This window comes from Cobetia sp. 1CM21F (genome assembly GCF_023161745.1).
In the GTDB taxonomy this organism is placed as follows: Bacteria; Pseudomonadota; Gammaproteobacteria; order Pseudomonadales; family Halomonadaceae; genus Cobetia; species Cobetia amphilecti.
The window spans coordinates 659,332-683,631 of sequence record NZ_JALNTQ010000002.1 but is presented as its reverse complement, the minus strand read 5'-3'; the positions used below and the strand labels follow the sequence as shown (position 1 = coordinate 683,631).

The 24,300-nt window shown below is 62.8% G+C and carries 24 protein-coding genes; 17 read left to right on the top strand and 7 right to left on the bottom strand.

The annotated features are described in order from the left end of the window. Positions 1-23: 23 nt before the first annotated feature. On the bottom strand, positions 24-1,364 hold the full coding sequence (brnQ, locus tag MSG32_RS08545; RefSeq protein ID WP_248379152.1) for a branched-chain amino acid transport system II carrier protein: 1,341 nt from the start codon (positions 1,362-1,364) through the stop codon (positions 24-26). A 269-nt stretch (positions 1,365-1,633) separates the two neighbouring features. Continuing rightward, positions 1,634-2,929: a DUF1853 family protein gene (locus MSG32_RS08540; RefSeq protein ID WP_248379151.1), complete on the bottom strand. Its 1,296-nt coding sequence runs from the start codon at positions 2,927-2,929 to the stop codon at positions 1,634-1,636. A gap of 1,267 nt (positions 2,930-4,196) precedes the next feature. Between MSG32_RS08540 and MSG32_RS08535 the strand changes: the two genes are divergently transcribed. The 7 genes from MSG32_RS08535 (at position 4,197) to MSG32_RS08505 (ending at position 8,893) form a co-directional block, all read left to right on the top strand. Further along, a complete protein-coding gene (locus tag MSG32_RS08535) occupies positions 4,197-4,538 on the top strand; it encodes a hypothetical protein (RefSeq protein WP_107335218.1) in 342 nt (113 codons plus the stop codon). 86 nt (positions 4,539-4,624) lie between these two features. After that, complete coding sequence (locus MSG32_RS08530; protein WP_043335406.1) at positions 4,625-4,957, top strand: hypothetical protein; 333 nt, start codon at positions 4,625-4,627, stop codon at positions 4,955-4,957. Positions 4,958-5,053: 96 nt separating this feature from the next. Next, positions 5,054-5,386 carry a hypothetical protein gene (locus MSG32_RS08525; RefSeq protein ID WP_248379150.1) on the top strand — a complete coding sequence of 111 codons (333 nt, stop codon included), beginning with the start codon at positions 5,054-5,056 and terminating at the stop codon, positions 5,384-5,386. 115 nt (positions 5,387-5,501) lie between these two features. Further along, complete coding sequence (locus MSG32_RS08520; protein ID WP_215824133.1) at positions 5,502-5,834, top strand: hypothetical protein; 333 nt, start codon at positions 5,502-5,504, stop codon at positions 5,832-5,834. 551 nt (positions 5,835-6,385) lie between these two features. Continuing rightward, a complete protein-coding gene (locus MSG32_RS08515) occupies positions 6,386-6,652 on the top strand; it encodes a hypothetical protein (protein ID WP_192837887.1) in 267 nt (88 codons plus the stop codon). A gap of 533 nt (positions 6,653-7,185) precedes the next feature. Continuing rightward, a complete protein-coding gene (locus MSG32_RS08510; protein ID WP_248379149.1) occupies positions 7,186-7,998 on the top strand; it encodes a haloacid dehalogenase type II in 813 nt (270 codons plus the stop codon). 211 nt (positions 7,999-8,209) lie between these two features. Then, positions 8,210-8,893 carry an alpha/beta hydrolase gene (locus MSG32_RS08505; protein ID WP_248379148.1) on the top strand — a complete coding sequence of 228 codons (684 nt, stop codon included), beginning with the start codon at positions 8,210-8,212 and terminating at the stop codon, positions 8,891-8,893. 152 nt (positions 8,894-9,045) lie between these two features. Here MSG32_RS08505 and MSG32_RS08500 read toward each other — a convergent pair whose 3' ends face one another. Continuing rightward, a complete protein-coding gene (locus MSG32_RS08500; protein ID WP_248379147.1) occupies positions 9,046-9,612 on the bottom strand; it encodes a DUF6314 family protein in 567 nt (188 codons plus the stop codon). Here MSG32_RS08500 and MSG32_RS08495 point away from each other — a divergent pair. After that, entirely contained in the window at positions 9,611-10,486 is an 876-nt protein-coding gene (locus MSG32_RS08495; RefSeq protein WP_213113909.1) for a carboxylate/amino acid/amine transporter, read from the top strand. The genes MSG32_RS08500 and MSG32_RS08495 overlap by 2 nt on opposite strands. 39 nt (positions 10,487-10,525) lie before the next feature. Here MSG32_RS08495 and MSG32_RS08490 read toward each other — a convergent pair whose 3' ends face one another. Beyond that, positions 10,526-12,238, bottom strand: a complete 1,713-nt coding sequence (locus MSG32_RS08490; protein ID WP_248379146.1) for a PLP-dependent aminotransferase family protein — start codon at positions 12,236-12,238, stop codon at positions 10,526-10,528. 156 nt (positions 12,239-12,394) lie between these two features. Between MSG32_RS08490 and MSG32_RS08485 the strand changes: the two genes are divergently transcribed. Then, positions 12,395-13,393 carry a DMT family transporter gene (locus tag MSG32_RS08485; protein WP_248379145.1) on the top strand — a complete coding sequence of 333 codons (999 nt, stop codon included), beginning with the start codon at positions 12,395-12,397 and terminating at the stop codon, positions 13,391-13,393. Between the two features lie 138 nt (positions 13,394-13,531). Here the strand turns inward: MSG32_RS08485 and MSG32_RS08480 are convergent, their stop codons facing one another. From MSG32_RS08480 to MSG32_RS08470, 3 genes are all read right to left on the bottom strand, one after another. Beyond that, the gene (locus MSG32_RS08480) at positions 13,532-14,272 is read right to left on the bottom strand and encodes an OmpW family outer membrane protein (RefSeq protein ID WP_282460319.1); all 741 of its coding nucleotides are present in this window, start codon (positions 14,270-14,272) and stop codon (positions 13,532-13,534) included. Positions 14,273-14,619: 347 nt separating this feature from the next. Next, a complete protein-coding gene (locus MSG32_RS08475) occupies positions 14,620-15,213 on the bottom strand; it encodes an OmpW family outer membrane protein (RefSeq protein ID WP_054556795.1) in 594 nt (197 codons plus the stop codon). 361 nt (positions 15,214-15,574) lie between these two features. Beyond that, positions 15,575-16,438, bottom strand: a complete 864-nt coding sequence (locus MSG32_RS08470) for a lipopolysaccharide kinase InaA family protein (RefSeq protein ID WP_248379144.1) — start codon at positions 16,436-16,438, stop codon at positions 15,575-15,577. Between the two features lie 586 nt (positions 16,439-17,024). Between MSG32_RS08470 and MSG32_RS08465 the strand changes: the two genes are divergently transcribed. The 8 genes from MSG32_RS08465 to MSG32_RS08430 all read left to right on the top strand — a co-directional run bounded on the left by MSG32_RS08465 (position 17,025) and on the right by MSG32_RS08430 (position 24,293). Beyond that, complete coding sequence (locus MSG32_RS08465) at positions 17,025-18,641, top strand: cytochrome ubiquinol oxidase subunit I (RefSeq protein ID WP_054556794.1); 1,617 nt, start codon at positions 17,025-17,027, stop codon at positions 18,639-18,641. Between the two features lie 6 nt (positions 18,642-18,647). Further along, positions 18,648-19,781 (top strand): cytochrome d ubiquinol oxidase subunit II, encoded by a 1,134-nt coding sequence (cydB, locus tag MSG32_RS08460; protein WP_248379143.1) that lies wholly within the window; start codon positions 18,648-18,650, stop codon positions 19,779-19,781. An 80-nt stretch (positions 19,782-19,861) separates the two neighbouring features. After that, complete coding sequence (gene cydX, locus MSG32_RS08455) at positions 19,862-19,963, top strand: cytochrome bd-I oxidase subunit CydX (protein ID WP_024951692.1); 102 nt, start codon at positions 19,862-19,864, stop codon at positions 19,961-19,963. Between the two features lie 59 nt (positions 19,964-20,022). Then, the gene (locus MSG32_RS08450; protein ID WP_248379142.1) at positions 20,023-20,328 is read left to right on the top strand and encodes a cyd operon YbgE family protein; all 306 of its coding nucleotides are present in this window, start codon (positions 20,023-20,025) and stop codon (positions 20,326-20,328) included. A 532-nt stretch (positions 20,329-20,860) separates the two neighbouring features. Then, positions 20,861-22,003 carry a glycosyltransferase family 2 protein gene (locus MSG32_RS08445; RefSeq protein WP_245163081.1) on the top strand — a complete coding sequence of 381 codons (1,143 nt, stop codon included), beginning with the start codon at positions 20,861-20,863 and terminating at the stop codon, positions 22,001-22,003. Further along, entirely contained in the window at positions 21,993-22,427 is a 435-nt protein-coding gene (locus tag MSG32_RS08440) for a GtrA family protein (protein ID WP_248379141.1), read from the top strand. The genes MSG32_RS08445 and MSG32_RS08440 overlap by 11 nt, the downstream gene beginning before the upstream one ends. Next, complete coding sequence (locus MSG32_RS08435) at positions 22,424-23,623, top strand: hypothetical protein (RefSeq protein ID WP_248379140.1); 1,200 nt, start codon at positions 22,424-22,426, stop codon at positions 23,621-23,623. Before MSG32_RS08440 ends, MSG32_RS08435 begins: the two co-directional genes overlap by 4 nt. Further along, complete coding sequence (locus tag MSG32_RS08430; RefSeq protein ID WP_248379139.1) at positions 23,598-24,293, top strand: hypothetical protein; 696 nt, start codon at positions 23,598-23,600, stop codon at positions 24,291-24,293. Before MSG32_RS08435 ends, MSG32_RS08430 begins: the two co-directional genes overlap by 26 nt. Positions 24,294-24,300: the final 7 nt, after the last annotated feature.

The following is a 24,300-nucleotide window of genomic DNA, read 5'->3' as shown; positions in this document are numbered from 1 at the left end:
TGCGCGACTGATTGGCGTGAGCCTCAGTCCTGCGCGGCCAATGCCGGGTCCAGGTTCGTCTGGTCACGACGGCTGGCCAGCATGCCGATGATCAGCCCCGCCAGCGCCGGCGCCAGCCAGCCCAGATTCATCGAGGCCAGCGGCAGCAGCGGCTCGATGCGGTGCGAGATGGCCATCAGCGAGTCGATGCCACTGGCTTCGAAGCCATCCAGCAGGCTGACCAGCAGCGTCAGGCCCAGGGTCCAGGCGAACACGCGCGGCGCATCATGCAGGCGCGGACGCAGGTAGGACAGCAGCGTCAGCACCAGCACCAGCGGATAGAGCGTCACCAGTACCGGAACCGAGACGCTGATCAGGGTCGAGAGGCCCAGATTGGCGATCAACGCCGAGGCCACGGCCATCACGATCACCAGCAGGCGGTAGGGTACGCTCGGCAGCAGGCGATGGAAGAACTCGCCGCAGGAGGTCAACAGGCCCACTGCGGTGGTCAGACACGCCAGGGTGATGACCAGCGCCAGGATCAGCTTGCCGGCATCGCCGAACAGTGCCTCGACGTAGACCGGGATCAGCTCGCCCTTGGCCGCTTCGCTGACCAGTGCATGGCTGGTGGCACCCATGTAGGTCAGCGGCAGGTAGACGGCGGCCAGACAGATGGCGGCGATGGCGCCGGCCCACAGGGTGTAGCGGGTCACGTCAGCGGTCGCGGTGATGCCGCGTGCCTTGATCGCCGAGACGATCAGGATGCCGAACACCATCGAGGCCAGCGCATCCATGGTCAGGTAGCCCTGCTGGAAGCCGGTCATGAACGGCGCCTCGGCCCACTCGGGGCTGACCGGCCCCAGCGGTCCCTGCGGGTCGATGATGGTGAACAGCGCGATCAGCGCCAGCAGCGCGATCAGCAGCGGCGTCAGCCACTTGCCGACCACATCCATCAACTTGCCCGGGCTCAGCGCGATCAGCGTGGCGATGCCGAAGAACAGCACCGAATGCAGGGCCAGGCCGCTCTGTGCTGACATGTCGATGAAGGGGCGCATGCCCATCTCGAAGGCCACGGTGCCGGTGCGCGGAATCGCGAACATCGGCCCGATGGACAGGTAGATGGCGACGCCGAAGGCCGCGGCCGCCCACTTGGGCAACGGCGAGGTGATCTTGTCGAGGCCGCCGCCGATCACGGCCACCGCGACGATACCGGCCAGCGGCATGCCGACACCGGTGGCCAGAAAGCCCAGTGCCGCCGGCCAGAATTCGGCACCCGCGCCCTGACCCACCTGAGGCGGGAAGATGATATTGCCTGCGCCCAGAAAGAGGGCAAAGGTCATGAAGCCCAGCGCCACGATATCGAGGCTGGAAAGTCGTGTTTTCACTATGACGTCCTACGGATTCAGCAGATGCGTTGCAGCAGGCGTCATCAGGTGACCGATGAGGTGGTCGATCAGGCAAGAAGACGTGCCGAGAAGCCGTTGGCTAGCGACAGGGGTGGGTCACCAGCAGACCCGGGAGCAGCGGGGTAGTGTTGCGCGCGGGCCGAATGGCGAGATCAGGCTGACGGATTGTCGCCACCCTGATCTGACGCGGCGCATTATCGTTGATTTCACGTAGCAAGACAAAGCCACCAGCAAGCCACGCGTCAGGCTCACTGCGCGGCAGGTGGTGGGGGCGGTAGTGGAATGAAGCTCGGCCAGTCATCCGGCACCACGAAGATCCGCCATTGCTGGCGAGGTGAGCTGGCGGTGGTCGGCTCGCCGTCAGGCGCTGCCACGCTGCGCTCCAGCCACAGCTGGCGGGGGTGTTGATGCGTGCGCTGGCGGCTGTGCTGCTGAACCGCCGCGTCTTGCTGAGCCGCCGTGACCTGCTGAACTGGTTCGTCCGGGCTGAGGTCGTCAGCGGCGCTAGGTGGCACGAAGTGATCGCGCAGCCAGCGGTCCAGTTCATGCCATGGTTGTAGCGACGCCATGGGCGGGGCGGCCAGCCAGGCAGGTTTTTCCCTGACACAGCCCAGCAGCGGGCCGTCATGCATCGGGGAGGCCTCGAGGGTCTGACAGAAGGCGGCAAACTGACTGACGCTCATCCACCAGCCGGCCTGGCGCGCACTCTCGGGATGGCAATGGCGGGGAGGGGGCAGCGTGTCGGCGGGAGCTATATCTGGCTGCCAGGGGCGAAACAGGCAACCGGGCAATGCCAGTTGCTGGCCTGCAAGCAGCGGGGCAGGCGGATCTTCTGCCAGCGGTGAGTTCGTCTCGCTCGCGCCTGCCTGTCTGGCCAGTGCCTGTCTGGCCAGTGCTTGTCTGGTCAGTGCCAGGCGAATCGTCTGCTGCCCGCGCTCGGTATAGGCGAGGGGCAATTGATGCTCAAGGCTGCACTGATACTTGATGGCGAGGCTGTCGGCGCCGCCGGGGCCTATCCAGCGTGCGGGACTGTCGGCCGCTTCAGGGCCTTCGGGCAGGCCGAGATAGAACTTGATCGCGACCTCCAGGTGCGTGGGCGCCGTGTCCTGCGCCGCCAGATAGAGCATGTCCAGCTCCCCCAGCGTGATCTTGCCCTGGGAAATCCTGAGGTTGTTGACCAGCAGGCGACTGCCGGGCGCGTGTGCCAGCACGAATTGCCAGAGCAGCTCATGGTAGTGGCCCAGGCGATAGTGGCGGCGCTCATTCACTGCGGCCTCGAGCGCGTGGGGCGCCTGCTCCAGTGTCATCAGCCAGTGGTGGCGGACGCGGCCATCCTCCAGCCCGAGTGCCGCCAGGGACGGGCGCGGGTAACGTGCAAGCTGCAAGAGGTCCGGGGCACTCAGAAGCCAGGCGATATCCCTGACGCGCGGGTGGCTGTAGGGCGCGCAGTCGCGGCGCAGGTCGCAGCCGGTCGCACAGGGGGAGTCGGCCCATTGGGCAAAAGGGGGCGATGCATGGGGCGGGGCTTCGGGCTCGATAGGCATGACGCCAGTGTATCCCACGTCGGATGACGGTCGATAATGCGTGGCACTGTTCGGGGCTGGCCCTGTGTGAACCGAGCCGAGTGCTGCTTGCCGGCCGTGGTGTCACGCTGGCGCTCCCTTCCTCTCTCTATCTACTCCCTTCTCCATTTCCTTTCTCCACTCCCTCTCTCTGCTCCCTCTATCTTCTCGCTCCTTTTCCTCACTCGCCACTCTTTACCCGACCCTTTGCGCCAGTCTTGCGCTGCTCGCGCGACACTTTCTCACCGCTTTCTTGACGCTCTTCCAACACGTTCTGCTGTCCGCCGACGGAAATGCGACGGCAGTCCCCAGGCTGTCATCATTTTGACATCGTTGCGTGGGTCGCCTAAGCGATTGAAAACGTTGGGATTACTTCGCGTGGGTGAGTGAGGGTGCTTCAGTCCGGGTTGGAAGAGCGCTGAATTGATTCGCTGGGGGAATCAATCCTGTTCCGGTGCGGGGATATATCCCGCGGCTCGCGAGGTTCACAATGCACTCCATCAACGTTGCAGCAAATATGCAGGGCTGATGAGGCGGTACTGACCTCGAGCTCTTGGTTGTCGAGCGACATGAATCTTCTCGACATCAGTGGGCAAGGCGTCACCGATTGACAGTGTGAGGGGCAGAATCCACACCCTGAATAATCGGTCAATGAATATTCGTAAAGATTGATGTGCACAATTTCTTGCTGCTGGACGCTGTTTTCAGGCGTCTCAGCCAAAGCAAAAAGAAAAATACGCATTTTCTTGTTTTTGTGGCATCCAGTTCTGCTGTGGCGACGTATAACTCATCAGCACAGCAAGACACACCCTGCAGCGTGCAGCATGTTCGACCAAGGTGGTGGGCGAGACACTGTCTTCCTCAACCAAAGTCGATAGTGATCTGCCAGGCCGAAGCGCCGCTCAAGGGGATGGGCCAGCACGCAAACAAGGAATTCTTGCACTCTCCATGTTGTACAAGTCTTTTTCAGAACCGCTGCAATAGCTTTATGGGTGATGAGAGGGGCAGGAGGGTCAAGCACTGGGGAAGGCCGTTCGTTTCCAGTGACGTTGCTCAAAGAGAAACAGTGAGCTTCCAGTTGCACGGCTAGTTTGAACGCAGCATAACAATTAGTCTGTTAATCATCGAAACGCAGCACGCACCACAGTCAGTGAAGGCCAGGACCCGGACAGGGGTCAGCAAACCAATCCTTCACTGACTGACAACGACTCAAAGCGGAAGCATCCGCACCAGGACCAGGAGATACACCATGAAAAATATTTCCCTCAAGACTCTGATCGCTACCGTCGCCATCGCCACTGCCAGCACCTCCGTATTCGCAGCCGACGATAGCCCTGCCGCCGTGCGCGTCCAGAACGCCATCAGCAGCCAGCAGATCATGGGCCAGACTCAGCCGGCTGCCACCAGCCAGCAGAGCTTCTCCGAAACGGGCATGAGCGTTGCTGCCGGTCGCGTTGAGCAGGCGCTCAATGCTGACCACATCCGCGGCGTCGATACCGCTGCCGTGTCCCAGGCCAACGCCACCGTCAATGATCAGGGCAAGAGCGTCGCCGCTAGCCGCGTTCAGCAGCACATCAGCGACAACGCCTGAAGCCGGGTAGGTCACGCTGACAACTCGGTGACCCCCGAACATCGACTCACCTGACATTCGACCTTGCCCATTTCTGGAGAAACATCATGAAAACCCTGACTTCCCTGATCGCCGCCGCTGCCATTTCCATTGCTGCCACCGGCGTTGCCACCGCTGATGAAAGTGTTGCCGATGCCCAGGTGCGTGCCGCACTGAGTGAACAGGTCATCCACGGCCAGGCGCAGCCCGCCGCAACGCAGCTCAATGCTGCCGAGTCCGGCATGAGTGCCGCTGCCAACCGTGTCGAGCAGTCCCTGAACGCCGACACCATCAAGGGTGAACAGACGCACGCCGTCTCCCGCGGCCAGAGCCTGAGCAACGACAACGGCAAGAGTGTCGCGGCATCACGCTTTGAAGATGCGCTGAACGACAACGCCTGAGTCTGCAGGTCCTGATTCATGGCCCCAGGCCCGGGACCACAGCAGCACTGATCTCCCTTTTATCTATTCGCTATTCACCTTTTTTGGAGTCATCTCATGAAAACCCTCAATGCCCTTATCGCCGCCGTTGCCCTGTCCGTGACCGCCACTGGCGTCGCCAATGCCGATAGCGTTGCCGACCAGCAGGTTCGCGCCAACATCAGCGAATCCGTGATCCACGGTCAGGCCCAGCAGGCAGCCACTCAGCAGCAGACCATCACCAATGCAGGCAAGAGCGTTGCGGCCAGCCGTGTCGAGCAGGCGCTGAACAGCCAGACCATCAAGGGCCAGCAGGCGCAGGTCACTCGCGACACCCAGCAGTTCGTCAATGATTCCGGCAAGAGCGTTGCCGCGTCACGTGTCGAGCATGCCCTGAACGACAACGCCTGATGCGTCGCGCCGTCACGCTGACGGCAGCGAACAAGGACTCTGCTTGCGACCTGGCTGACCTTTTTGACCCAGTTGGCCCGGTTGACCCGAACAAAGATTTCACTGGAGATATTTCATGAAAATGCTCAATACCCTCATCGCCGCCACCGCGCTTTCCGTTGCTGCCACCGGTGCTGCCTTTGCAGACAGCGTCGCTGACCTTCAGGTGCGCTCTGCGCTCAGCGAATCCAGCATCCACGGCCAGGCCCAGTCCGCCGCCGCCGAGCAAGCCACCTTTGCCGATACCGGCATGAGCGTTGCCGCGGGCCGTGTCGAAAGCTCCTTGAACGATGCTGCGATCGAAGGTCAGCGCGAGACACTGGCGTCCGACTCCCAGCAATTCGCCAACGATGCTGGCAAGAGCGTTTCCGCGACTCGCGTCCAGCATGCTCTGAGCGAAAGCGTCTGAGCCAGATTGTCTGATTCAGGTTGTCTGAGCCCCGCTCTGATTCGTGACCACGCAGCAAGTGTCGTCATGAGCAGCAGCAAGAGTTTTAAGCAGCTAGAGCTTGAAGACATAAGGGCTTGGAGACATAAGGGCTTGGAGACATAAGAGCTTGGAGACATAAGAGCTCGAAGAATCAAAAGCGTGAACAAGCCAGTCGTAAAGCAGTGTCACTGACACTGATCGCCAGGTGATACCTCGTCGCGAAGTGCAACGACAGTCTGACCCCTCCTGAAATGGCCGGTATCTGTCGGGAGTCATCCCGCGCAGCGACGCACCGTGCCTCGCACGATGACGTAGAAGGGTCCCGCCATGGGCAAGCCTGAATATCGCGCCATCGTAAGCCGCATCCTTGTGGGTAGTGCTTGTTGATGGTCTTTATCAATAGGTCACGTGGGTGATGTCAGTTATCAACTCTGATAGATATCCCGCCTGGATATACGCAGTACATGAAGTGATCAATGATGTGTCACTTCATGGCAACTCGATAGTGAAAATGAACGGAGGATAGAAAGATGATCAAGTCATTCATGACTCACGGCCTGGCAGCGTTTGCCCTCGCCACCAGCGGTCTGGCCAGTGCCGATATCAGCACTGATGACAGCAGCAATGCGCGTTTCAATAGCGCTCAATCTCACGGCATCCACAGCGAAGTGCGTGATTATCAGAAGAGCGAAAAGCGCTACGCCGCAAATCCTGACATTCTGATCACCAGCCGTGGCAATGTGTTTGCCGATAGTGATGTGCATGGGGCAGTCGATATCGACGCCGATCATCGCTGAGTTTTCGATGCTGACGGTTCACATGACACGCTTCACATGACTTCATGCCGCAAGCTGTCATTGTGAAACAATTGAAGCGCTGTGAACTGATTGCTGCTTGAATCACCGCGCGGCGACGATCGAAAGCGTAGGCACTGATGCGCAAGCCAGTGACTACCGAAATTCAGGGAAAGCGAAAGGAAATATCCCAGACGTAGAGACACTTGGATAGTGAGCAGAACGCTTGAGCAAGGGCTTTGGGGCCCTCCACCATCCCCTCTAGAACGACCTGGTGGCAAAACCCTTTCTCAAACGCTTTCCTGTCCTGGGTGTCGCTGTCCCGACATTCATTGCCCGCCACCATGGCGGGTTTTTTTATGCCCGGATTCCAGAAGGGCGCAGCAAGTGGTTGGTCGACTCTGTACACGGTACCTTGCTTGATTCCCGCAATATGCTGAGGGTTTTCCAGGTAATTCGTAAGGATTCATCGGCAGTTCACTGTATGGGTGTCATGATGCGTCACGGTGATTAAACGTTGGTGGTTGCCGGCCTGCATGTCGGATATCCCGAGGCAGGATGCCATGATATCAATCAAGTGGAGGCCCATGATGGTGCGCGCAAAACTCAAGAAAGTGGCAGGTTCATTGGTGTTGGGCGTTGGTCTGATGTCAGGGAGTGTGATGGCGGGTGATGTCGTCGAAAAGCCCAAGGTGCTGATCTTCGATGTCAATGAAACGCTGCTGGATCTTGCCTCGATGCGCAGTTCCGTTGGCGAGGCACTGGGGGGAAGAGAAGACCTGCTGCCCCTGTGGTTCTCGACCATGCTGCATTATTCTCTGGTGTCTACCGTGACTCGGGATTACCACGATTTCGGGCAGATCGGTGTCGCCTCGTTGCGGGTGGTCGCGCAGAACAACGGTGTCGAATTGACGGATGAGCAGGCGAAGAAGGCCATCATCACCCCGTTGCTGACACTCCCGCCTCACCCTGATGTCAAGGAAGGTCTGGCCAGGCTGAAGGCTGAAGGCTACAAGATCGTCAGTCTGACCAACTCGTCCAACAAGGGCGTTCAGGCGCAGTTCGAAAACGCGGGATTGCTGCCGTATTTCGATGCGCGCTACAGCATTGAGGATATCCAGATCTACAAGCCGGACCTGCGTTCCTATGAATGGGTGCTGGACAAGCTTGATGTCGAACCCGAGGAAGCCATGATGGTCGCGGCACATGGCTGGGATGTCGCGGGCGCCAAGGAGGCGGGCTTGCAGACCACGTTCATCGCCCGCCCGGGCAAGGCCCTGTTCCCGCTGTCAAAGAAGCCCGATCATGTCGTGAAGGATGTGAACGAACTGGCCGACATTCTGCAATAGCACCAGAACCCTTGATTGACAGAATCCTTGCTCGACGGGTGCTGAAGATATCCTGTCATCATGGCGTTTATGGCATTGGTGAGGCTGGCGGGCGTCGAGTGACAGGGCAATTTGCCTGTTCATGGTGAGATTGCCAGCCTCAGCGCATGGCAGATGACGGCGTCAATGGTAGGCTGGGCGGCATTTCCCTTCTTACCGACCGGAGCTGAATATGAGTGACGCATCACAGCAGCATGGCCACCGTGCCCCTCAGATCATCGAGCCGAGCGCCCAGGCGGATGCCAGCGTGATCTGGCTGCACGGCCTGGGTGCTGACGGCAGTGATTTCGTGCCCGTGGTGCCTGCGTTGGGTCTGCCTGAGAATCACGGCGTGCGTTTCGTCTTCCCGCATGCACAGGAGCTGGCCGTGACCGTCAATGGCGGCATGCGCATGCCAGCCTGGTACGACATTCTCGAAATGAATCTCGGGCGGCGCGTCGATGAGGTGCAGCTGCGTGAATCCGCAGCCTACGTGCATGCCTTGATCGAGGAGCAGATCGCCCTGGGCATCGCCAGTGAGCGCATCATTCTGGCCGGCTTCTCCCAGGGCGGCGCGGTAGTCTATGAGGCGGCGTTGAGCTGCGAGCGTCCGCTGGGCGGCTTGCTGGCGCTCTCGACCTATTTCGCGACCAGCGCGACCATTGCGCCGAGCGCCGCCAATCAGGGCCTGGCCATCAGTGTCCATCACGGTACCCACGACGATATCGTGCCGCTGGCACTAGGCGAGGCGGGCGCCGAGAGTGCGCGTGCGCTGGGGCATCCGCTGGAATGGCAGACCTGGCCGATGGCGCACGCCGTGTGTCTCGAGGAAATCGAGGCGATCGGTGAGTGGTTCAAGGCGCGTCTGCTGGCCTGATCGGCTGCCAAGATCGACTTTCAGTATCGACTGTCAGTATCGACTGCCAGAGCAAAAACGCCGCTGACGGAGTGATTCGTCAGCGGCGTTTTCATGTGCTGCCAGCGGTTCCGTCATGCGCCATCAGCGCTCATGTCAGATGCTGGTCGCGCTCAGCAGCGATAGCGGTAGGCGAGGTGTTCATCCTTGCGCGGGCCGGTGATGCGCCAGTCGAGATCAAAGCCCAGGGCATTGCCCGCCTCATCGCGCACGATGACCAGCGTGGCGGCGTAGAGATCATCGATGCACAGATGCGCTTCACGACTGACGAAGTGGTCTTCGCCTCGAGGGCTGTCGGCCACCAGGTCGAACAGGAAGACGGCGGCATCGCGGCCACGACGTTCATGACTGAGCGACAGCGCCTCGCCATCCGCAGCCAGCTGCCAGCGATAGCGGTTGTGGAAGTTGACGCTGGATGACTGGCCCTCGAGCTGGAACTGGCCCTGCTCGAGAAATACCACGCTCTCCGCCTCTTGCTGAGCCGCCTGCCGTGCCCCGTCGTGGGGGAAAGCAGCGGCTTCTCGAGAGACCGTCACCTCGCCGCTTCCCTGGCCAGACCAGGCATTGCGCGAGGCCGGGCCGGAGCGTGACGAAAAATCCAGCCGGCGGATCTGCGCGAGCAGCGCATAGAGGGTTACAATTGGTGTCAACTTCTTCTGGCTACCGAGTTTACTCGTCATGTCCTACCTGATTGGTGTCACGGCCCTCTGGGCCTTCTCGTTTTCCCTGATCGGCGTCTATCTGTCCGGTCAGGTCGATAGCTATCTGGCCGTACTGACGCGTATCGTGCTGGCGTGCCTGATCTTTGCGCCATTCATGCGCCCGCGGGCGATCAGCGGTCGTCTGCGCTTCCAATTGATGGCCATCGGCGCGATCCAGCTCGGCCTGATGTACATCTTCTTCTATCGCTCCTTCCTGCTGCTGCCCGTGCCGGAAGTGCTGCTGTTCACCATCTTCACGCCTATCTACATCACCTTGCTCGATGACCTGATGAACAAGCGCCTGTCGCCATTCTACCTGCTGACCGCCGCGATTGCGGTGCTGGGTGCGGCGATCATTCGCTACGACGGGGTCAGCGACGGCTTCTGGCTCGGCTTTGCGGTCGTGCAGGGCGCCAACCTGTGCTTTGCCATCGGGCAGGTGGCCTATCGTCAGGTTGCCCCGCAGCTGCCGGCGGATGTCGCCCATCGCCATGTGTTCGGCTGGTTCTATCTCGGCGCACTGGCGCTGGTGATCGTGATGTTCCTGCTGTTCGGCAGTACCGACAAGCTGCCGTCGCAGCCGGTGCACTTCGTGGTGCTGGGCTGGCTGGGCATCGTGGCCTCGGGGCTGGGCTACTTCCTGTGGAACAAGGGCGCGACGCGGGTCGATGCCGGCACGCTGGCGATCATGAACAATGCGCTGGTGCCGGCGGGCCTGCTGGTCAATCTGCTGATCTGGAACCGCGACGCCGACCTGGCGCGTCTGGCGCTGGGTGGGGCGGTCATCGTGGCGGCCCTGGTGATCAATCAGGTGTGGGCGCGTCGCCGCGAGCAGGCCCTGCGCATGGCCTGAAAGGCTGTGCCATGGACGAATTCAGGCATCGCACCTCAATCAGCCCTCGCCCTGTGCGAGGGCTTTTTGCAGGTGAGCGGTGAGGCGCGCCAGTATGTCCTGCTGGCGGGGAATCTCGTCAGAGGGCCGTGCAGCGTTCTGCGTCACTTCCTCGCCGAGCTGGGCCGCATTCAGACGCAGGCCGGACTGTTCGGCATTGAACAGGCTGCCGGGCAGGGTGGCGATGCCTGCGTTCAGCAGGTCCTGATGCAACTGCTCCAGCTGCTGTGCCTCAAGGCTGGGCAGGCCACACCATTGCAGATAGCCGCCACTCGGCGGCGGCAGCCAGACGCTGTCGCCCAGCGCTGCGCTCAGGTGCGCGCGCAGACGCTCCAGGCGCCTCGCATAGCAGCGTCGCATGCGCTGCACGTGGCGGCCGTAATCCCCGCTGGTGATCAGTTCGCTCAGGGCAGCATGCATCCATGGCATGTCGCCCATGCCATTGGCCCAGCGCGCCCGAATCATCGCCTGCAGCCCCAGTGGTGACTCCTGCTCGGGCCGTGACAGCCACAGCCAGCCGCAGCGGGTGCGGGGGTCCAGCGTCTTGGAAAATGATCCGAGACTGATCAGCGCAGGCATCGGCCTGTCGGCATGGCGGTGGGCGAGGTCGGCCAGCCACGGCTGGCGGGTATCGAAACTCAGCTCGGCAAAGGTGGTGTTCTCGACCAGCAGGATGGCGTGGCGTGCCGCCAGTGCCAGCAGGCGGTGGCGATCTGGCGTGCTCAGCTGCCCGCCCAGGGGATTGTGGCCATCCGCGGTCACGATCAGGGCATCCAGCGTCAGGGCGGGCGTCTTGTCATCATGATGTTCGAGCAGACGCTCGAGCGCCGCGACATCCAGTCCCTGGTGCGCGCGGGCCGGAATGGCGATCGCCTGATGGCCCTGGGCTTCAATGGCGGCCACGATGCCGAAATAGCCCGGCGCTTCGACGCCGACCCGACAGCGGCCCTTGGCGGCACGCAGCTGGCCGAGCAGCAGTGACATGCCATGCTGTGCCCCCTGGCTGATCAACAGGGCGTCGCTGTCACAGGGATGGCCGTGGTGGCTGAGGTGCTGGGCGATGGCGGTGCGCAGCGCACTCGAGCCCGGCGGCAGGGCATAGGCGCTGGGGTGCTGGGCATGCGCCCCGAGCTGAGTGCGCGCCAGACGATACAGGCGTCGCACGGCGGGGGCGTCCAGCTCCGGGTGAGCGGCACCCAACGGCGCCAGGCGCGGATCACTGGCATTCGCCATCGCCTGCCAGGCCGGGTCACTGATGGTGAGTGTGGTGATGGCGCGCGGCCTGTGATGTGATTCTCGCTGCCCGTGCTGTCCGTGCTGCCCGTGCTGCGCTACGCCGGGATGACGAGATGAAGTCGGGCTGGTCTGTGAGCCGGTATTCAGGTCATTCGTATCGTGAGCAGCCTGCGTCGCTGGCGCGACCCGATAGCCGGCACGCGGTTCGGCGATGATCAGGCCCGCCGCCTCCAGCTCGCCATAGGCACGAATCACGCTGTTGAGGCCGAGCCCCGCCTGCGCCGCCTGCCGCCTGAGCGAAGGCAGGCGCTGTCCTGCGCTCAGTTTGCCCGTCGCCATCTGGGTCTTGAGTCGCTCGACCAGCTGCTGATAGCGCGGCAGCGTCGCGGCTGTGGCGCCTGAGTTGGTGGTTGAGTTGATAGCGGGGCCTGCAAGCGAAGGGCGGCTGGCGGACGAAGCGTGCTCGGCGGATGACATGCCTGTCTGTACCCCTTGAAATGGTGATTATCTGTATCTTGTGCCCCCTTGAGGGTTCGCGGCAAGCTGAAGGCTCATGTCGTGGTCCCGTCGGTGCACGTCCTGCACCTGCCCCCGGACCGATCGCTTGTCATTTCTCTCGCTGGAGTCTGCGTGATGTGGATGCCACTTTGCTTCGTGTTTCTGTTCGCCAGCGGCTTCATCGCCGCGCGCTTCGGTACCCTGGACGCTGAACCCTTCACCTTGCTGCTGGTGCGCAGCCTGCTGGTGCTGCCGGTGCTAGGGTTGATTCTATGGCTGCGCCGCAAGCCGCGTCAGTGGGGCCGGCGCAATGACCGTCTGGCGCAGATGGGCATTGGCATGCTGTTGCATGGCGCCTACCTGGGCGGCGTGTTCGCGGCGGTCAAGGCGGGGCTGCCGGCGGGCCTGACGGCGCTGCTGGTCAGCCTGCATCCACTGGTGACGGCGGCCTTGTCACTGCCGCTGTTCGGCGTGCGGCTGGGCGCTAAGCAGTGGGCGGGGCTTGGCTGTGGCGCCATTGGCGTCAGTCTGGTGCTGGGGGCAGGGCTTGCCAAGGATGGCGCGGGCACCCTGGAGTGGCCGCTGATCGGGCTCGTCTGGTGCCTGGTGGCGCTGATCGGCGTGTCCAGCTCGACGCTGTGGCAGAAGCGGGTCTCCGGGCGCATGGGGCTGGTCGAGGGGCTGATGTTCCAGTATCTCGGTGCGGGCGCGGTGTTCGTCGTCGCCGCGACCAGTGTCGGCAGCTTTGCCTTTGACCCCACGCCGCGTCTGCTGCTAACCATGGCCTGGCTGGTGATCGCCATCTCGGTCGGTGCCATCTGGCTGCTGATGCTGATGCTGGAACGGGGCGAGGCCCATCAGGTCGCGCGCACCTTCTTCCTGGTGCCGCCGTGTGCCGCGCTGATGGCATGGTGGCTGTTCGATGAGCAGTGGGCCGCGCTGATGGTGGCGGGCGCGGCACTGGTGGTGCTGGGCCTGGTGCTGGACCGCCCGCGTCCGGGCAAGGTGAGCAAGGCGCCGGCGGAGGACGTCACGCCGCCTTCGCCTTCAACTCCCTCAACGCCCTCAACCTCAACAGCTTCAGCAACTTCCAAGGCCTCGGTAACGAACAGTGGGCAAGCCGCCCCGCGCTGAGGCGTGCCGAGCGCACAACTCACAACTCACCAAGTACAAAGCACCAAGTACAAAGCACAACGCCCCGCCGGCCCGAGATGGGCTGGCGGGGCGTTGTCGTTTCTGGCCAGTCAGAAGCGCTAGCCAGGAAGTGGCTGATCAGAAGCGATAGCTGATCCCGGCCATGGTCACGATGGGGTCGATCTCGACCTTGTCGTTGACGCTGCCCGCCACGGTGACATCGGAATCGATATCCAGATACCAGGCGGCGACGTTGGCCGCCCAGTGCTCGTTGATCACCAGATCGACACCGATCTGTGCGGCCGCGCCCCAGCTGTCATCCATCTCGAGTTTGGTGCCATCGTCGAGGGTTTCATCGGAGAAGTGGGTGTAATTGACGCCCGCGCCGATGTAAGGCTGGATGCGCGATTCACGTCCGCCAAGCGGGTAGTACTGCAGTGTCAGGGTCGGCGGCAGGTGATCGACGGAACCGGCCTTCTGGCCATTGAGCGAGATGTCGTGGTCGAAATCCTGCGCCGCCAGCAGCTCGATACCGAAGGTGTCGGTGAAGCGATAGCCGAGAGTGAAGGCAAAGGCGCTGTCATCATCGACATCCACGTCGGCACCGATGGCATCGATGCGACCGTTGTCACTCTTCGGCGAGACCTTGGCGACCCCCGCACGCGTCCAGAACTGCCCGGCGCCGTAGTTGAGAGAGCTGTGAGAGCTGTGAGAGCTGGCATTCAGCGAGTCGGCGGCCATGGCCGGTGCGGCGCCGAGAGTCGCGAGGCTGGTGAGGCCTGCCAGTGCCAGAAGCTGCCACGGGCGTGCTGCAGAGCGCGGGCTACGCGAAGTCAGGTGCGCGGGGAGGGAGGCTGAGCGAGTGACGACGTCGGACATGATGGCTCCTGAAGGATGGCGGGAAACAATGCCCCCATTCTAGGTAGCCGAATTTCGAGAAATTTGATCTGGGGCAAGAGTTTACGGGCGTTCTTGCTTGGTCAGGGACGTGGTTGATCCAGGTCAATTTCTGCGCCGCGCCGGCGAAGATCGGCCATGTAGCCGTTGGCTGCCCACAACGAAAACGCCGCAGACCCGAAGGTCTGCGGCGTTTGTGTGTGATGCCCATCTGGCGCCTGGACGGCTCGGCGTTGCCGAGCTCCATCGCTGACGCTTTAGTAAATGATGCGGCATCACACGGCTTGCCAGGTACTCGCTGGAGGCATGTTCACGCCTCGTGCAAGAACTTAGAAGCGGTAGGTGACACCGGCACCGACAGTGACCGGGTCCAGCTCGGTGTCGTTCACGTCCTGACCGGCGATCTTGGTATCGGCCTTGACGTCGGCGTAACGAGCGAAGCCGTTGACGGCCCAGGCTTCGGTGATCTTGAGGTCCACACCCAGCTCGGCAGCGGCGCCGTAGCTGTCATCGATGTCCATGCTCTGGCCACCGGCAGACTCACCGGAGAAGTGGGTGTAGTTCAGGCCGACACCAGCGTACGGCTGGACACGGGCTTCAGTACCGCCCAGCGGGTAGTACTGCAGCATCAGGTTGATCGGCATCTGATCGAAACCACCGGCGCTGTTTTCCCAGTCAGTGCTGAATTCTTCAGTGGACTGCAGGGCGATGGCCAGGTTGTCGTGGAACATGTAGCCCACGGAACCGGCGAAGCCAGACTCGTCCTTGGCGATCAGACCGTTGCCGTTGTTGCTCTTGCCGTCGACCTTGGCAACGCCACCGCGCAGGAAGATGTCACCCTTGCCATAGGCCATGGCGGATTGTGCGCCCATTGCCATGGTGCCGGCGATAACAGTAGCGGTCAGGATCTTGATAGCTTTCATGTGTAGTTCTCCTTGAAGCTTGGCTTCGTGAGCTGCCTGTCAGCAGTGCCTCGCTACCCTACGGCTTGGGCCGTGTGCTCTGCGTGGCTGCGTCGATCAGGGGACGCTGCGAACTATAAAAAACAGCGTTCTGTTTGGCAAGCATTTTTTTAGAACGTTGTTTGAAAACTTATTAGGCGTCCTGTTAGCGGATGTTACCGATTATTTCAGGGAAGTTTAATGTCTCACGAGTGAGACTTGTGATGACGCATTCGAGCGACATCCCCATTCATCCTCGCGCAAGGTGACCAAGACCTTGGTCGCATGCCGTGCGCGAGGTTAGTACTCACTACGCCAAAGATCGTCACCGGGCTCTGCAGGCTCAGCGACGCTTGCGTGCGGCGCGTGCTTCCAGCTCTTTCAGCCACTGACTGACCTCGGCGCTCTGCGCATCCGCATCGTGATAGACGGCAAGAAATTGTCGCCATTCATCGTGCTGCCAGCTCTTCAGGCGGCGCCACAGCACGTAGAGATCGCGCAGGCACTCGTGGCGGCGCAGCACGAAGCGGCGCGTCTTCTCGAGGTCGATGATGACGGCGTCCATCTGCCAGGTGCTGTCCGGCGACTCACTCGGCGGGCGACTCAGGAAGAGGTGCTTGGGGAACAGGCAGCCATGCATCAGGCCAGCCTGATGAATCTCGCGAACGAGGCGGGCGCTGGCGGTAATGACCTGAGAGCGCATGCCGGCGTCGAGCTCTGACCAGCGTTCATGCCAGTGGTCCAGATCATCGCGCCCGGCGAGATCGAAGGTGATCAGGATGGCGCGCCATTCCCGGCCAGCACGCCGCTCGCCGTACCAGCCGGCGTCCACTGCCGGTATTCCCAGCGCGTGATAGTGGCGGATGGCACGCCATTCGCGAGAGAAGGTCGGTTCGCCCAGCGGGCGCGCCAGGCTGCGGCCCAGGTGGTTGGTCTGGCGCTTGAGATAGAGGCGATGGCTGTTGCCGTCCTCATCCTCGAGCGTCAGCAGCGAAACCGTCGAGACGCCGCCGCGTTCACGATTCGGCGCGTCGACGTCGTGGGCTGCCACTTGCCATAGGGCATCGAAGCTATTGAGGTCGTGCTGCTCCAGCAGGCGGGCGAGGCCGGCTTCGCAGTAATCGCCGTGGCCGCGCGGCGCCGTGGCGCTGGGGCTGGTGGTGGCAGTGTGACCAGCAGAGGGATGAATGGGGGAGCGATGCGTCATGTCAGGTAGGAATCACGGTCTCGGGTGATAGGCGGTAAGCGTGCACTGGCAATCCTTGTCGGTGAGCGCTGCGATGACTGGCCATGATAGTTAGCCTGCTGGGGAAGTGACAGGCCTGCGGCACAAAACTCTCCATCCCAGCGCGTCAATGGCGCGGGGCCGTGATGGCTTTCTGTGCGGCGGCTGGCGGCTCTTGGGTGCGCCAGTCGGTCGCAGCGTGGTGCAACGTCGCAGTGTGGTCGATGGTCGCAGCGCGCGCAGGGGTGCGCAGAGTCAGCGTTGAGATGGCGCCAGGCCAGCGAGGCCCGTCGCTTCAGCATCCATGCGGCTTGCAGCGGAGTTGTCCAGTGACGACAGGCACTTGGCGGAGGTGGCGGGTGCGACATTCGCCCGATAAGTGCGACAACCTGACATCTGGAGACTGGCGCGGGAGGGTAGACAATGTCGACCAAGGTCTTGGTGCTACGGTGCCATTGCCTGTGTGCTTGCCGGCGAGAGTCGGCCTGATGTATCCGCCCGAAGTCGGTGGCAAGCGCATGCAGGGACGGCAGCCTGGCCGTCCGCCTTATCGCAAAGGGGTTAAGACATGATCTCCGATACCGTCGTGGAGCTGTCGCGGTTCCAGTTCGGCATGACCGCGCTCTACCACTTCCTGTTCGTACCATTGACCATCGGCATGGCCTTCCTGCTGGCCATCATGGAATCCCTGTATGTCATGACCGGCAAGCAGGTCTACCAGGACATGACCAAGTTCTGGGGCAAGCTGTTCGGTATCAACTTCGCCCTCGGCGTGGCCACTGGCCTGACGATGGAATTCCAGTTCGGCACCAACTGGGCCTACTACTCGCATTACGTCGGCGACATCTTCGGTGCGCCGCTGGCCATCGAGGGCCTGGTGGCATTCTTCCTGGAATCCACCTTCGTTGGCCTGTTCTTCTTCGGCTGGGACCGCCTGACCAAGCGTCAGCACCTGATGGTGACCTGGCTTGTGGCCTTCGGCTCCAACTTCTCGGCGCTGTGGATCCTGATTGCCAACGGCTGGATGCAGAATCCGGTCGGTGCGGCCTTCAATTTCGAGACCATGCGCATGGAGCTGACCAGCTTCGCGGATGTCATTTTCAACCCGGTCGCCCAGGCCAAGTTCGTGCATACCGTGTCGGCAGGCTATGTCACCGGCGCCATGTTCGTGCTCGGCATCAGCGCCTTCTACCTGCTCAAGGGGCGTGATCTGGGCTTCGCCAAGCGCAGCTTCGCCATCGCCGCCGCCTTCGGTCTGTTCTCGGTGGCCTCGGTGATCGTGCTGGGCGATGAGTCCGGCTATGAAGTCGGGGATGTCCAGAAGGCCAAGATGGCCGCCATCGAGGCGATGTGGGAAACCGAGCCGGCGCCGGCGTCCTTCACGCTGATCGGTCTGCCCAACGAGGAGACCCAGCACACCGATTACGGCATCCACATTCCCTATGTGATGGGCCTGATCGGCACGCGCTCGCTGGATACCGAGATCCCCGGCATCAAGGAGCTGACCGAGGAGCACCGCGGACGCATCCTCAATGGCATGCAGGCCTATGACCTGCTCCAGCAGCTGCGTGATGGCCAGGACGACATCGCGACCCGCAAGGCCTTCGATGCGGTCAAGGATGATCTCGGTTACGGCATGCTGCTCAAGCGCTACGTCGAGACTCCGTCAGATGCCACGCCGGAGATGATCGACAAGGCCGCCGCCGACTCGATTCCGCCGGTCGCGCCGATGTTCTTCTCGTTCCGCATCATGGTCGCCTGCGGCATGGCGATGCTGGTGATCTTCATCGCGGCGGTGTGGATGACCGCCAAGCAGCGCTTCGACGTGCGCCCCTTCCTGTGGATCTGCCTGCTGTCCATCCCGCTGCCGTTCATCGCCGTGGAAACCGGCTGGTTCGTGGCCGAATTCGGGCGTCAGCCGTGGGCGGTGGGGGAGATCCTGCCGACCTTCATGGCGGCCTCGAGTCTGGATGAGTCCGACCTGTGGTGGTCCATCGGTGGCTTCCTGGCCTTCTACAGCCTGTTCTTCGTCATCGAGATGTGGCTGATGTTCCACTTCGCGCGCAAGGGGCCGTCTTCCCTGCACACCGGTCGCTATCACTTCGAGCGCGGCGGCATCCACCATGGCGCCATGTCCGAAGATGACGGCATGTCACTCAATCCTTCGCTGTCATTCAAGGAGTAACGGATCATGTGGGATTACGAGATCCTCAAGCTGTTCTGGTGGGTGGCGGTAGGGCTGCTGCTGATCGGCTTCGTCATCACCGATGGAATGGACATGGGCGCGGCGATGCTGATGCCGCTGGTCAGCCGCAATGACAGCGAGCGCCGTGTGGTGATCAATACCCTGGCCCCGCACTGGGATGGCAATCAGGTATGGCTGGTCACCGCCATCGGCGCGGTGTTCGCGGTGTGGCCGGTGGTCTACGGCGCCGTGTTCTCCAGCTTCTATTTCGCGATGCTGACCATCCTGTTCTCGCTATTCTTCCGCCCGCTGGGCTTTGATTATCGCTCCAAGCTCGAGAACACCCAGTGGCGTGGCTGGTGGGACCGCGGCATCGTCGCCGGCAGCCTGATTCCCACCGCCTTCTTCGGGCTGATCTTCGGCAACCTGCTGCAGGGCGTGCCGCTGGAAGTCGATCAGTTCATGCGTGCCAGCTACGCCGGCAGCTATCTGGGCCTGTTCAACCCCTTCGCTTTGCTTTGCGCTGCGCTGTCGGTGGTGATGGTGATGCTGCATGGCGGTACCTGGCTGGTGGCGCGTGCCGATGAGGCCGTCGCCGCACGCAGCGCGCGTCTGGTGCAGCCGCTGGGCCTTTTGACGCTGGGGCTGTTCGCGCTGGGCGGCCTGTGGGTGTGGCTGTCCGGCATGGGCTACAGCATCGATCAGATGGGCGATACCGCCTCGGCCCTGAAGCTGCTCGACAAGCAGGTCGGGCCGGGCAGCTGGCTGGATGTCTACGCGCGTGAGCCGTTGACGCTGCTGGCACCGCTCAGCGCGGTGGTCGGTGTGCTGGCCGCGATGGTGCTGTCGGCCCGGCGCAAGGGCGGCGCGGCCTTCACGGCAAGCTCCGTCGGGGTGGGGGGCGTGGTCGCCACCGCGGGCATCAGCATGTTCCCGTTCATCGTGCCGTCCTCGCGCATGAGCGAGGCCAGCCTGACACTGTGGGATTCCGTTTCCAGCGAGCTGACGCTCTCCATCGTCACCGTGGCGGGACTGGTGATGGTGCCGACCATCATCCTCTACACCTCCTGGTGCTACGTGAAGATGTGGCGTCGCGTCACCGTCGCGCACATCGAGCAGGACGGTCACAGCCTGTATTGAGTTGAGTTGTGCTAGCTGAGCCAATTGCTCCCATTTGCTATCAACAGGCGAGGGCAGTGCCCTCGTCAGGAGACGACACCATGTGGTATTTCGCCTGGATTCTCGGTGTGTTGCTGGCCTGCTTCGCGGGCATCATCAATGCATTGTGGCTTGAGCAGACCCACACCTTTGACGATGATTGAGTGAGGCGGCCCCCAACGTTACTTCTGCGCCGCTGACCGTTCCGATCAAGGAGAGCTCGATGTCACGACCCTGGTACGCCTCACGACCACCGGCCTGGTGCCGAACTCGACCTGCCCACCTGGCCTCGTTGCTGCTGTCTGCGATGGTGGCCATCTGGATGCTGCTGGGGCCGGATGCGATAGCCTCGATGCAGACAGGGCCGCGCTATCTGATGTTGCTGGTCGCGCTGTGGGGGCTGGGCGCCGGCTTCACGCATGGCGTCGGCCTGGTGCCGCGCCATGCGCCCCGCGCCTGGCTGCTGGGGGCGCCGCTGAGCTGGTGTCTTTTGCTCATCACGCTGGTGACCCTCGCGTCCAGCCAGTAACGCGATTGCGCAGGCTCTAATCATTACATCAACAAACACGGCCGCTCCCTGGAGCGGCCGTGTTTGTTTAGGGCTAAAGGCCTGGCTCAAGGGCATGGCTTGCGAACCCTTGAGTGATTCAGGCTTTACTTGTTGAGGCCGCAGGCTCTATAACGCAGCGAGGTGGCGTCGCGCTCATCGACCCGCGCAGGCCGCTCTCACCGACCACTCTCGCAGGCCCTCGCCGGTCATCGTAAACCCTCACTGGATCTTGCAGGCCCTTGCCGATGTCTGGCGCTGTGCGGGGCTTTTCACGGATTCTTGCAGCTGGCAGATCCGTTCGCGCTGGTCACCGTCAGCATTGACGCTGCGTTGTATTCGTCGCCCTCGGCCCCAAGAGGTAATGGAGCGGAGGGAGGAGAGGCGCCGATCGAGAGCGGGAGAGTGTCTGGTAAGGCGCTGGTGCAGCACCTGTGTTCTCTTCACTCTCACCTTGTCAGATGATGATGCCCTGGCGTGCATGAATGACGGGGCTCTCGATGGAGGAAATACCATGCGGTCCTCAGCTGATGCATCCTGCGGCCAGGCGTCTGGCAGGCAGTCCTCGACCTCGTCGGGGCATATCCCCCGCGACATGTCGCGCCGCCTTTCCGGTGACTGGGTCTTGTCATTGGTGGTGCCGGTGATGAACGAGGAGGAGACCATCGGTCTCTTTCTGGAGGCCATCGAGAAGACCCTGGGCTCGCAGGTGCCACACCTTGAAGTGCTGTTCGTCGATGATGGCTCAACCGACGGCACCCTGGCGTGTCTGGAGGCCGCGGCGGCCGGCGATGCCCGCGTGCGCTACCTGAGCCTGACACGCAACTTCGGCAAGGAAGCGGCCATGTCCGCCGGCATCGAGCAGGCGCGTGGCGATGCCATCGTGCCGATGGATGTCGATCTGCAGGACCCGCCGGAGGTGATTCTCGAGTTCATCAGCCAATGGCAGGCCGGCTACGACATGGTCTATGGCGTGCGCGCCGCGCGTAATGAAGACACCGCCACCAAGCGCAAGACGGCAGGCTGGTTCTACCGCGTCTTCAACCGCCTGACCTTCACCGAGATACCGCGCGATGCGGGTGACTTCCGCCTGCTGGACCGCCGTGTCGTCGAGGCGCTGCGGCGCCTGCCCGAGCGCAACCGCTTCATGAAGGGCCTGTTCTCATGGCCCGGCTATCGCTCGGTGGGCGTCACCTACCAGCGCCCGTCGCGCACGGCCGGCACCACCAAGTTCAACTACTGGAAGCTGTGGAACTTCGCCCTCGATGGCGTGGTGAGCTTTTCGACCTGGCCGCTGCGGGTCTGGACCTATATCGGCAGTGTCGTCGCCGCTCTGTCCTTCCTCTATATCCTGGTGATCATCAGCAAGACGGTGCTGTTCGGCGCCGATGCGCCGGGCTATGCCTCACTGATGGTCGCGATCCTGTTCTTCGGCGGCATGCAGCTGATCTCGATCGGCGTGCTGGGCGAATACCTCGGTCGTCTGTTCATGGAAACCAAGCAGCGTCCGCTTTACCTGATCGACCATGACAGTCTGCACGACAGCCCGCCGGGCAGCGTGTCACCGGACAGGGGCCTCGACAGCGGCCTGAGCACTGCGCGGGTCGTGCGCGGCGCGTCACGCGATGCGGCGCGAGGTGAATCACTTGAGCGCTGATCGTGAAGGCGTCAGGGAGTCCGACAGGCCAGTCACTGCCCGCGCCAGGGAGGAGGCGGGCACCGCGACCCGCTTCGGGCTGGTCGGGCTGGCCGCGACGGGCGTGCACCTGGGCGTCGCCGCCCTGCTGCTGTTCCTGTGGCCGCAGCTCAATGAGTTCATCGCCAATATCATTGCCTTCTGCGTCGCCTTTCAGGTCTCGCTGGTCGGCCACCGGCGGCTGACCTTCAAGCGCCAGGGCAGTGCCTGGCGCTTCGGACTGGTCGCGGCGGGCGGCTTTGCGCTCAACAATGGCCTGTTGGCACTGCTGATGCAGGGGCTTGATCTGTCGGGCTTCGTCGCCATCGCGATCGCCACGCTCTCGGTGCCGATCGTGACCTATCTGGCCTCACGGCTGTGGGCCTTCAAGGAAGACCATGCATGAATGACAGCGTCACCGCAGGGCCGCGCTCGACGCTGGGGGAGCGCTTCAAGACCCTGGCGGCCGAGACGCCGCCCCCTGCCGAGGCACTCGCGCGGGCGCAGGCCGTGCGCATTCCCTGGGGGCATATCCTGCTGGCATTGCTGGTGACGCGCGCCGTCTGGCTCGCCATCGCGCTGTGGGGCGATCACAGTTATCTGCACGCCATGGCGCAGTTCGACGGCAGCTGGTTCAAGGGCATCATGACGCGCGGCTACGATGTCGAGGCGCGCGGCATGAGCGATGGCGACGCTGCCAACTGGGCCTTCTTCCCGCTCTATCCGGCGCTGCTGTGGCTGGTGACACTGGGCGGTCAGCTGGACCCCGAACTGATGGGCGTGCTCCTGAGCAATGCCTTGCTGGCCGTGGCGCTGGGGCTGGGCTGTCGCTATCTGGCCATCACGCGTCCCGGCGCGCCGTTGCTGCTGTTCGTGTGGCTGGCGGCCAGCATGCCGTACAGCTTCTATTTCAGCGCACTCTATTCCGAGTCACTGTTCTGGCTGCTGTGTCTGGCGTCATTGATCGACTGGCGCTGTCAGCGCACCGGCCGCGTGATGCTCTGGACGCTGCTGTTGTCGATGACCCGCGCCACCGGGGTCTTCTGGGTCATCGCGATGGGAATCGAACTTGTGGCGCGGCTGCGCCTGCGCGCCTTCGCCGAGCTGTGGCGGCGGCCCGATTGGCTGCTGATCGGCGTGGTGGGGCCCTTGGGGCTGTTTCTGTTCATGGCGCTGCTCTATCACCGGACGGGCGATGCGCTGGCCTTCAGCCATGTGCAGATTTCCTGGGGCCGTGAGATGGGCAATCCCCTCACCAACCTCATTGAAGGGCTGAGCTACTGGCAGAGCGCGCCGGAAACGTTGCGCCCGGCGTGGCAGGCGAGCATGGCGCTGGTCGGTGTCGGCCTGATCGGCTGGCTGGGCGTGCAGCGGCGCTGGCTGGAGATGGGGCTGGCGGGCTTCACGCTGTTCGTACCGCTGGCGACCGGGCTGGACGCCATTCCGCGCTACATGATCGGCATGCCGGTGTTCGTGCTGGCCCTGCATGACCTGCTTGCTCGGCTGCCACGCACGCTGGCCTGGGGCCTTGTCATGCTGGGCGCGCTCGCTAATCTCTGGCTGGTGGAGAACTGGTATGACACCGTCTTCTGGCTCGTCTGATGTCCTGTATGGCGCGCCACGGCCACGGCGCAGCCAGCGGATCTGGTGGCTGCTGGCCACCCTGGTGGTGCTGGCCTTCGAACTCACCCTGCTGTGGCTGGCGCGCACGCCCAGGGTCGATGATCATTACCGGCGTTACTTCATCGAGCATGCCACCACCTGTTACCGGCCGATGGGCGAGGTGCCGGTACTGACGCCGGGTGAGCGCTACCCCATCCGCAAGGGCGAGCCGCTGGGCAATTGCGGCGTGCTATGGGCCGGTTTCTACTCGCCCCAGCCAGACGTGCCGGTCAGTGCGCGGCTGGCGGAGGTCACCTTGCACCTGCGGGTCGCGCCCGAGGTCTCGCCGGCAGGCTCGCAGGCCGTGGTCGTGGCGCTTGAGCTGTCACGTTTCCCGGATTCGGCCGCCGCGCTGCCGGTGGAAGTCATGATCGGGGAGCAGACCGTCACGCGCTGGCCGGTGGGCGGCCGTTATGAGCGCTTCGAGGTCGAGGTGCCCGCCGCGCTGATCGCGAGCGACGGCAGCTTCAGCCTGACCCTCAAGGGGCCGCCGCCCATCGCGCCGCGCGATGCGGGCCTGGATGCCAACAAGTTTCCCGTGGGCCTGCGCCTGGACGCGCTGACGCTGCGCTCACCGCTGGGACTGACGCCCGCTCGGGCGCAGCCCTGACGTACGC

Excerpts from the sequence above, each read along its gene's own strand:
- MSG32_RS08540 (WP_248379151.1), bottom strand. The coding sequence starts at position 2,929 with ATGCCTATCGAGCCCGAAGCCCCGCCCCATGCATCGCCCCCTTTTGCC.
- MSG32_RS08535 (WP_107335218.1), top strand. The coding sequence starts at position 4,197 with ATGAAAAATATTTCCCTCAAGACTCTGATCGCTACCGTCGCCATCGCC.
- MSG32_RS08530 (WP_043335406.1), top strand. The coding sequence starts at position 4,625 with ATGAAAACCCTGACTTCCCTGATCGCCGCCGCTGCCATTTCCATTGCT.
- MSG32_RS08525 (WP_248379150.1), top strand. The coding sequence starts at position 5,054 with ATGAAAACCCTCAATGCCCTTATCGCCGCCGTTGCCCTGTCCGTGACC.
- MSG32_RS08520 (WP_215824133.1), top strand. The coding sequence starts at position 5,502 with ATGAAAATGCTCAATACCCTCATCGCCGCCACCGCGCTTTCCGTTGCT.
- MSG32_RS08515 (WP_192837887.1), top strand. The coding sequence starts at position 6,386 with ATGATCAAGTCATTCATGACTCACGGCCTGGCAGCGTTTGCCCTCGCC.
- MSG32_RS08510 (WP_248379149.1), top strand. The coding sequence starts at position 7,186 with ATGTCGGATATCCCGAGGCAGGATGCCATGATATCAATCAAGTGGAGG.
- MSG32_RS08505 (WP_248379148.1), top strand. The coding sequence starts at position 8,210 with ATGAGTGACGCATCACAGCAGCATGGCCACCGTGCCCCTCAGATCATC.
- MSG32_RS08495 (WP_213113909.1), top strand. The coding sequence starts at position 9,611 with ATGTCCTACCTGATTGGTGTCACGGCCCTCTGGGCCTTCTCGTTTTCC.
- MSG32_RS08500 (WP_248379147.1), bottom strand. The coding sequence starts at position 9,612 with ATGACGAGTAAACTCGGTAGCCAGAAGAAGTTGACACCAATTGTAACC.
- MSG32_RS08490 (WP_248379146.1), bottom strand. The coding sequence starts at position 12,238 with ATGTCATCCGCCGAGCACGCTTCGTCCGCCAGCCGCCCTTCGCTTGCA.
- MSG32_RS08485 (WP_248379145.1), top strand. The coding sequence starts at position 12,395 with ATGTGGATGCCACTTTGCTTCGTGTTTCTGTTCGCCAGCGGCTTCATC.
- MSG32_RS08480 (WP_282460319.1), bottom strand. The coding sequence starts at position 14,272 with ATGTCCGACGTCGTCACTCGCTCAGCCTCCCTCCCCGCGCACCTGACT.
- MSG32_RS08475 (WP_054556795.1), bottom strand. The coding sequence starts at position 15,213 with ATGAAAGCTATCAAGATCCTGACCGCTACTGTTATCGCCGGCACCATG.
- MSG32_RS08470 (WP_248379144.1), bottom strand. The coding sequence starts at position 16,438 with ATGACGCATCGCTCCCCCATTCATCCCTCTGCTGGTCACACTGCCACC.
- MSG32_RS08465 (WP_054556794.1), top strand. The coding sequence starts at position 17,025 with ATGATCTCCGATACCGTCGTGGAGCTGTCGCGGTTCCAGTTCGGCATG.
- cydB (WP_248379143.1), top strand. The coding sequence starts at position 18,648 with ATGTGGGATTACGAGATCCTCAAGCTGTTCTGGTGGGTGGCGGTAGGG.
- cydX (WP_024951692.1), top strand. The coding sequence starts at position 19,862 with ATGTGGTATTTCGCCTGGATTCTCGGTGTGTTGCTGGCCTGCTTCGCG.
- MSG32_RS08450 (WP_248379142.1), top strand. The coding sequence starts at position 20,023 with ATGTCACGACCCTGGTACGCCTCACGACCACCGGCCTGGTGCCGAACT.
- MSG32_RS08445 (WP_245163081.1), top strand. The coding sequence starts at position 20,861 with ATGCGGTCCTCAGCTGATGCATCCTGCGGCCAGGCGTCTGGCAGGCAG.
- MSG32_RS08435 (WP_248379140.1), top strand. The coding sequence starts at position 22,424 with ATGAATGACAGCGTCACCGCAGGGCCGCGCTCGACGCTGGGGGAGCGC.
- MSG32_RS08430 (WP_248379139.1), top strand. The coding sequence starts at position 23,598 with ATGACACCGTCTTCTGGCTCGTCTGATGTCCTGTATGGCGCGCCACGG.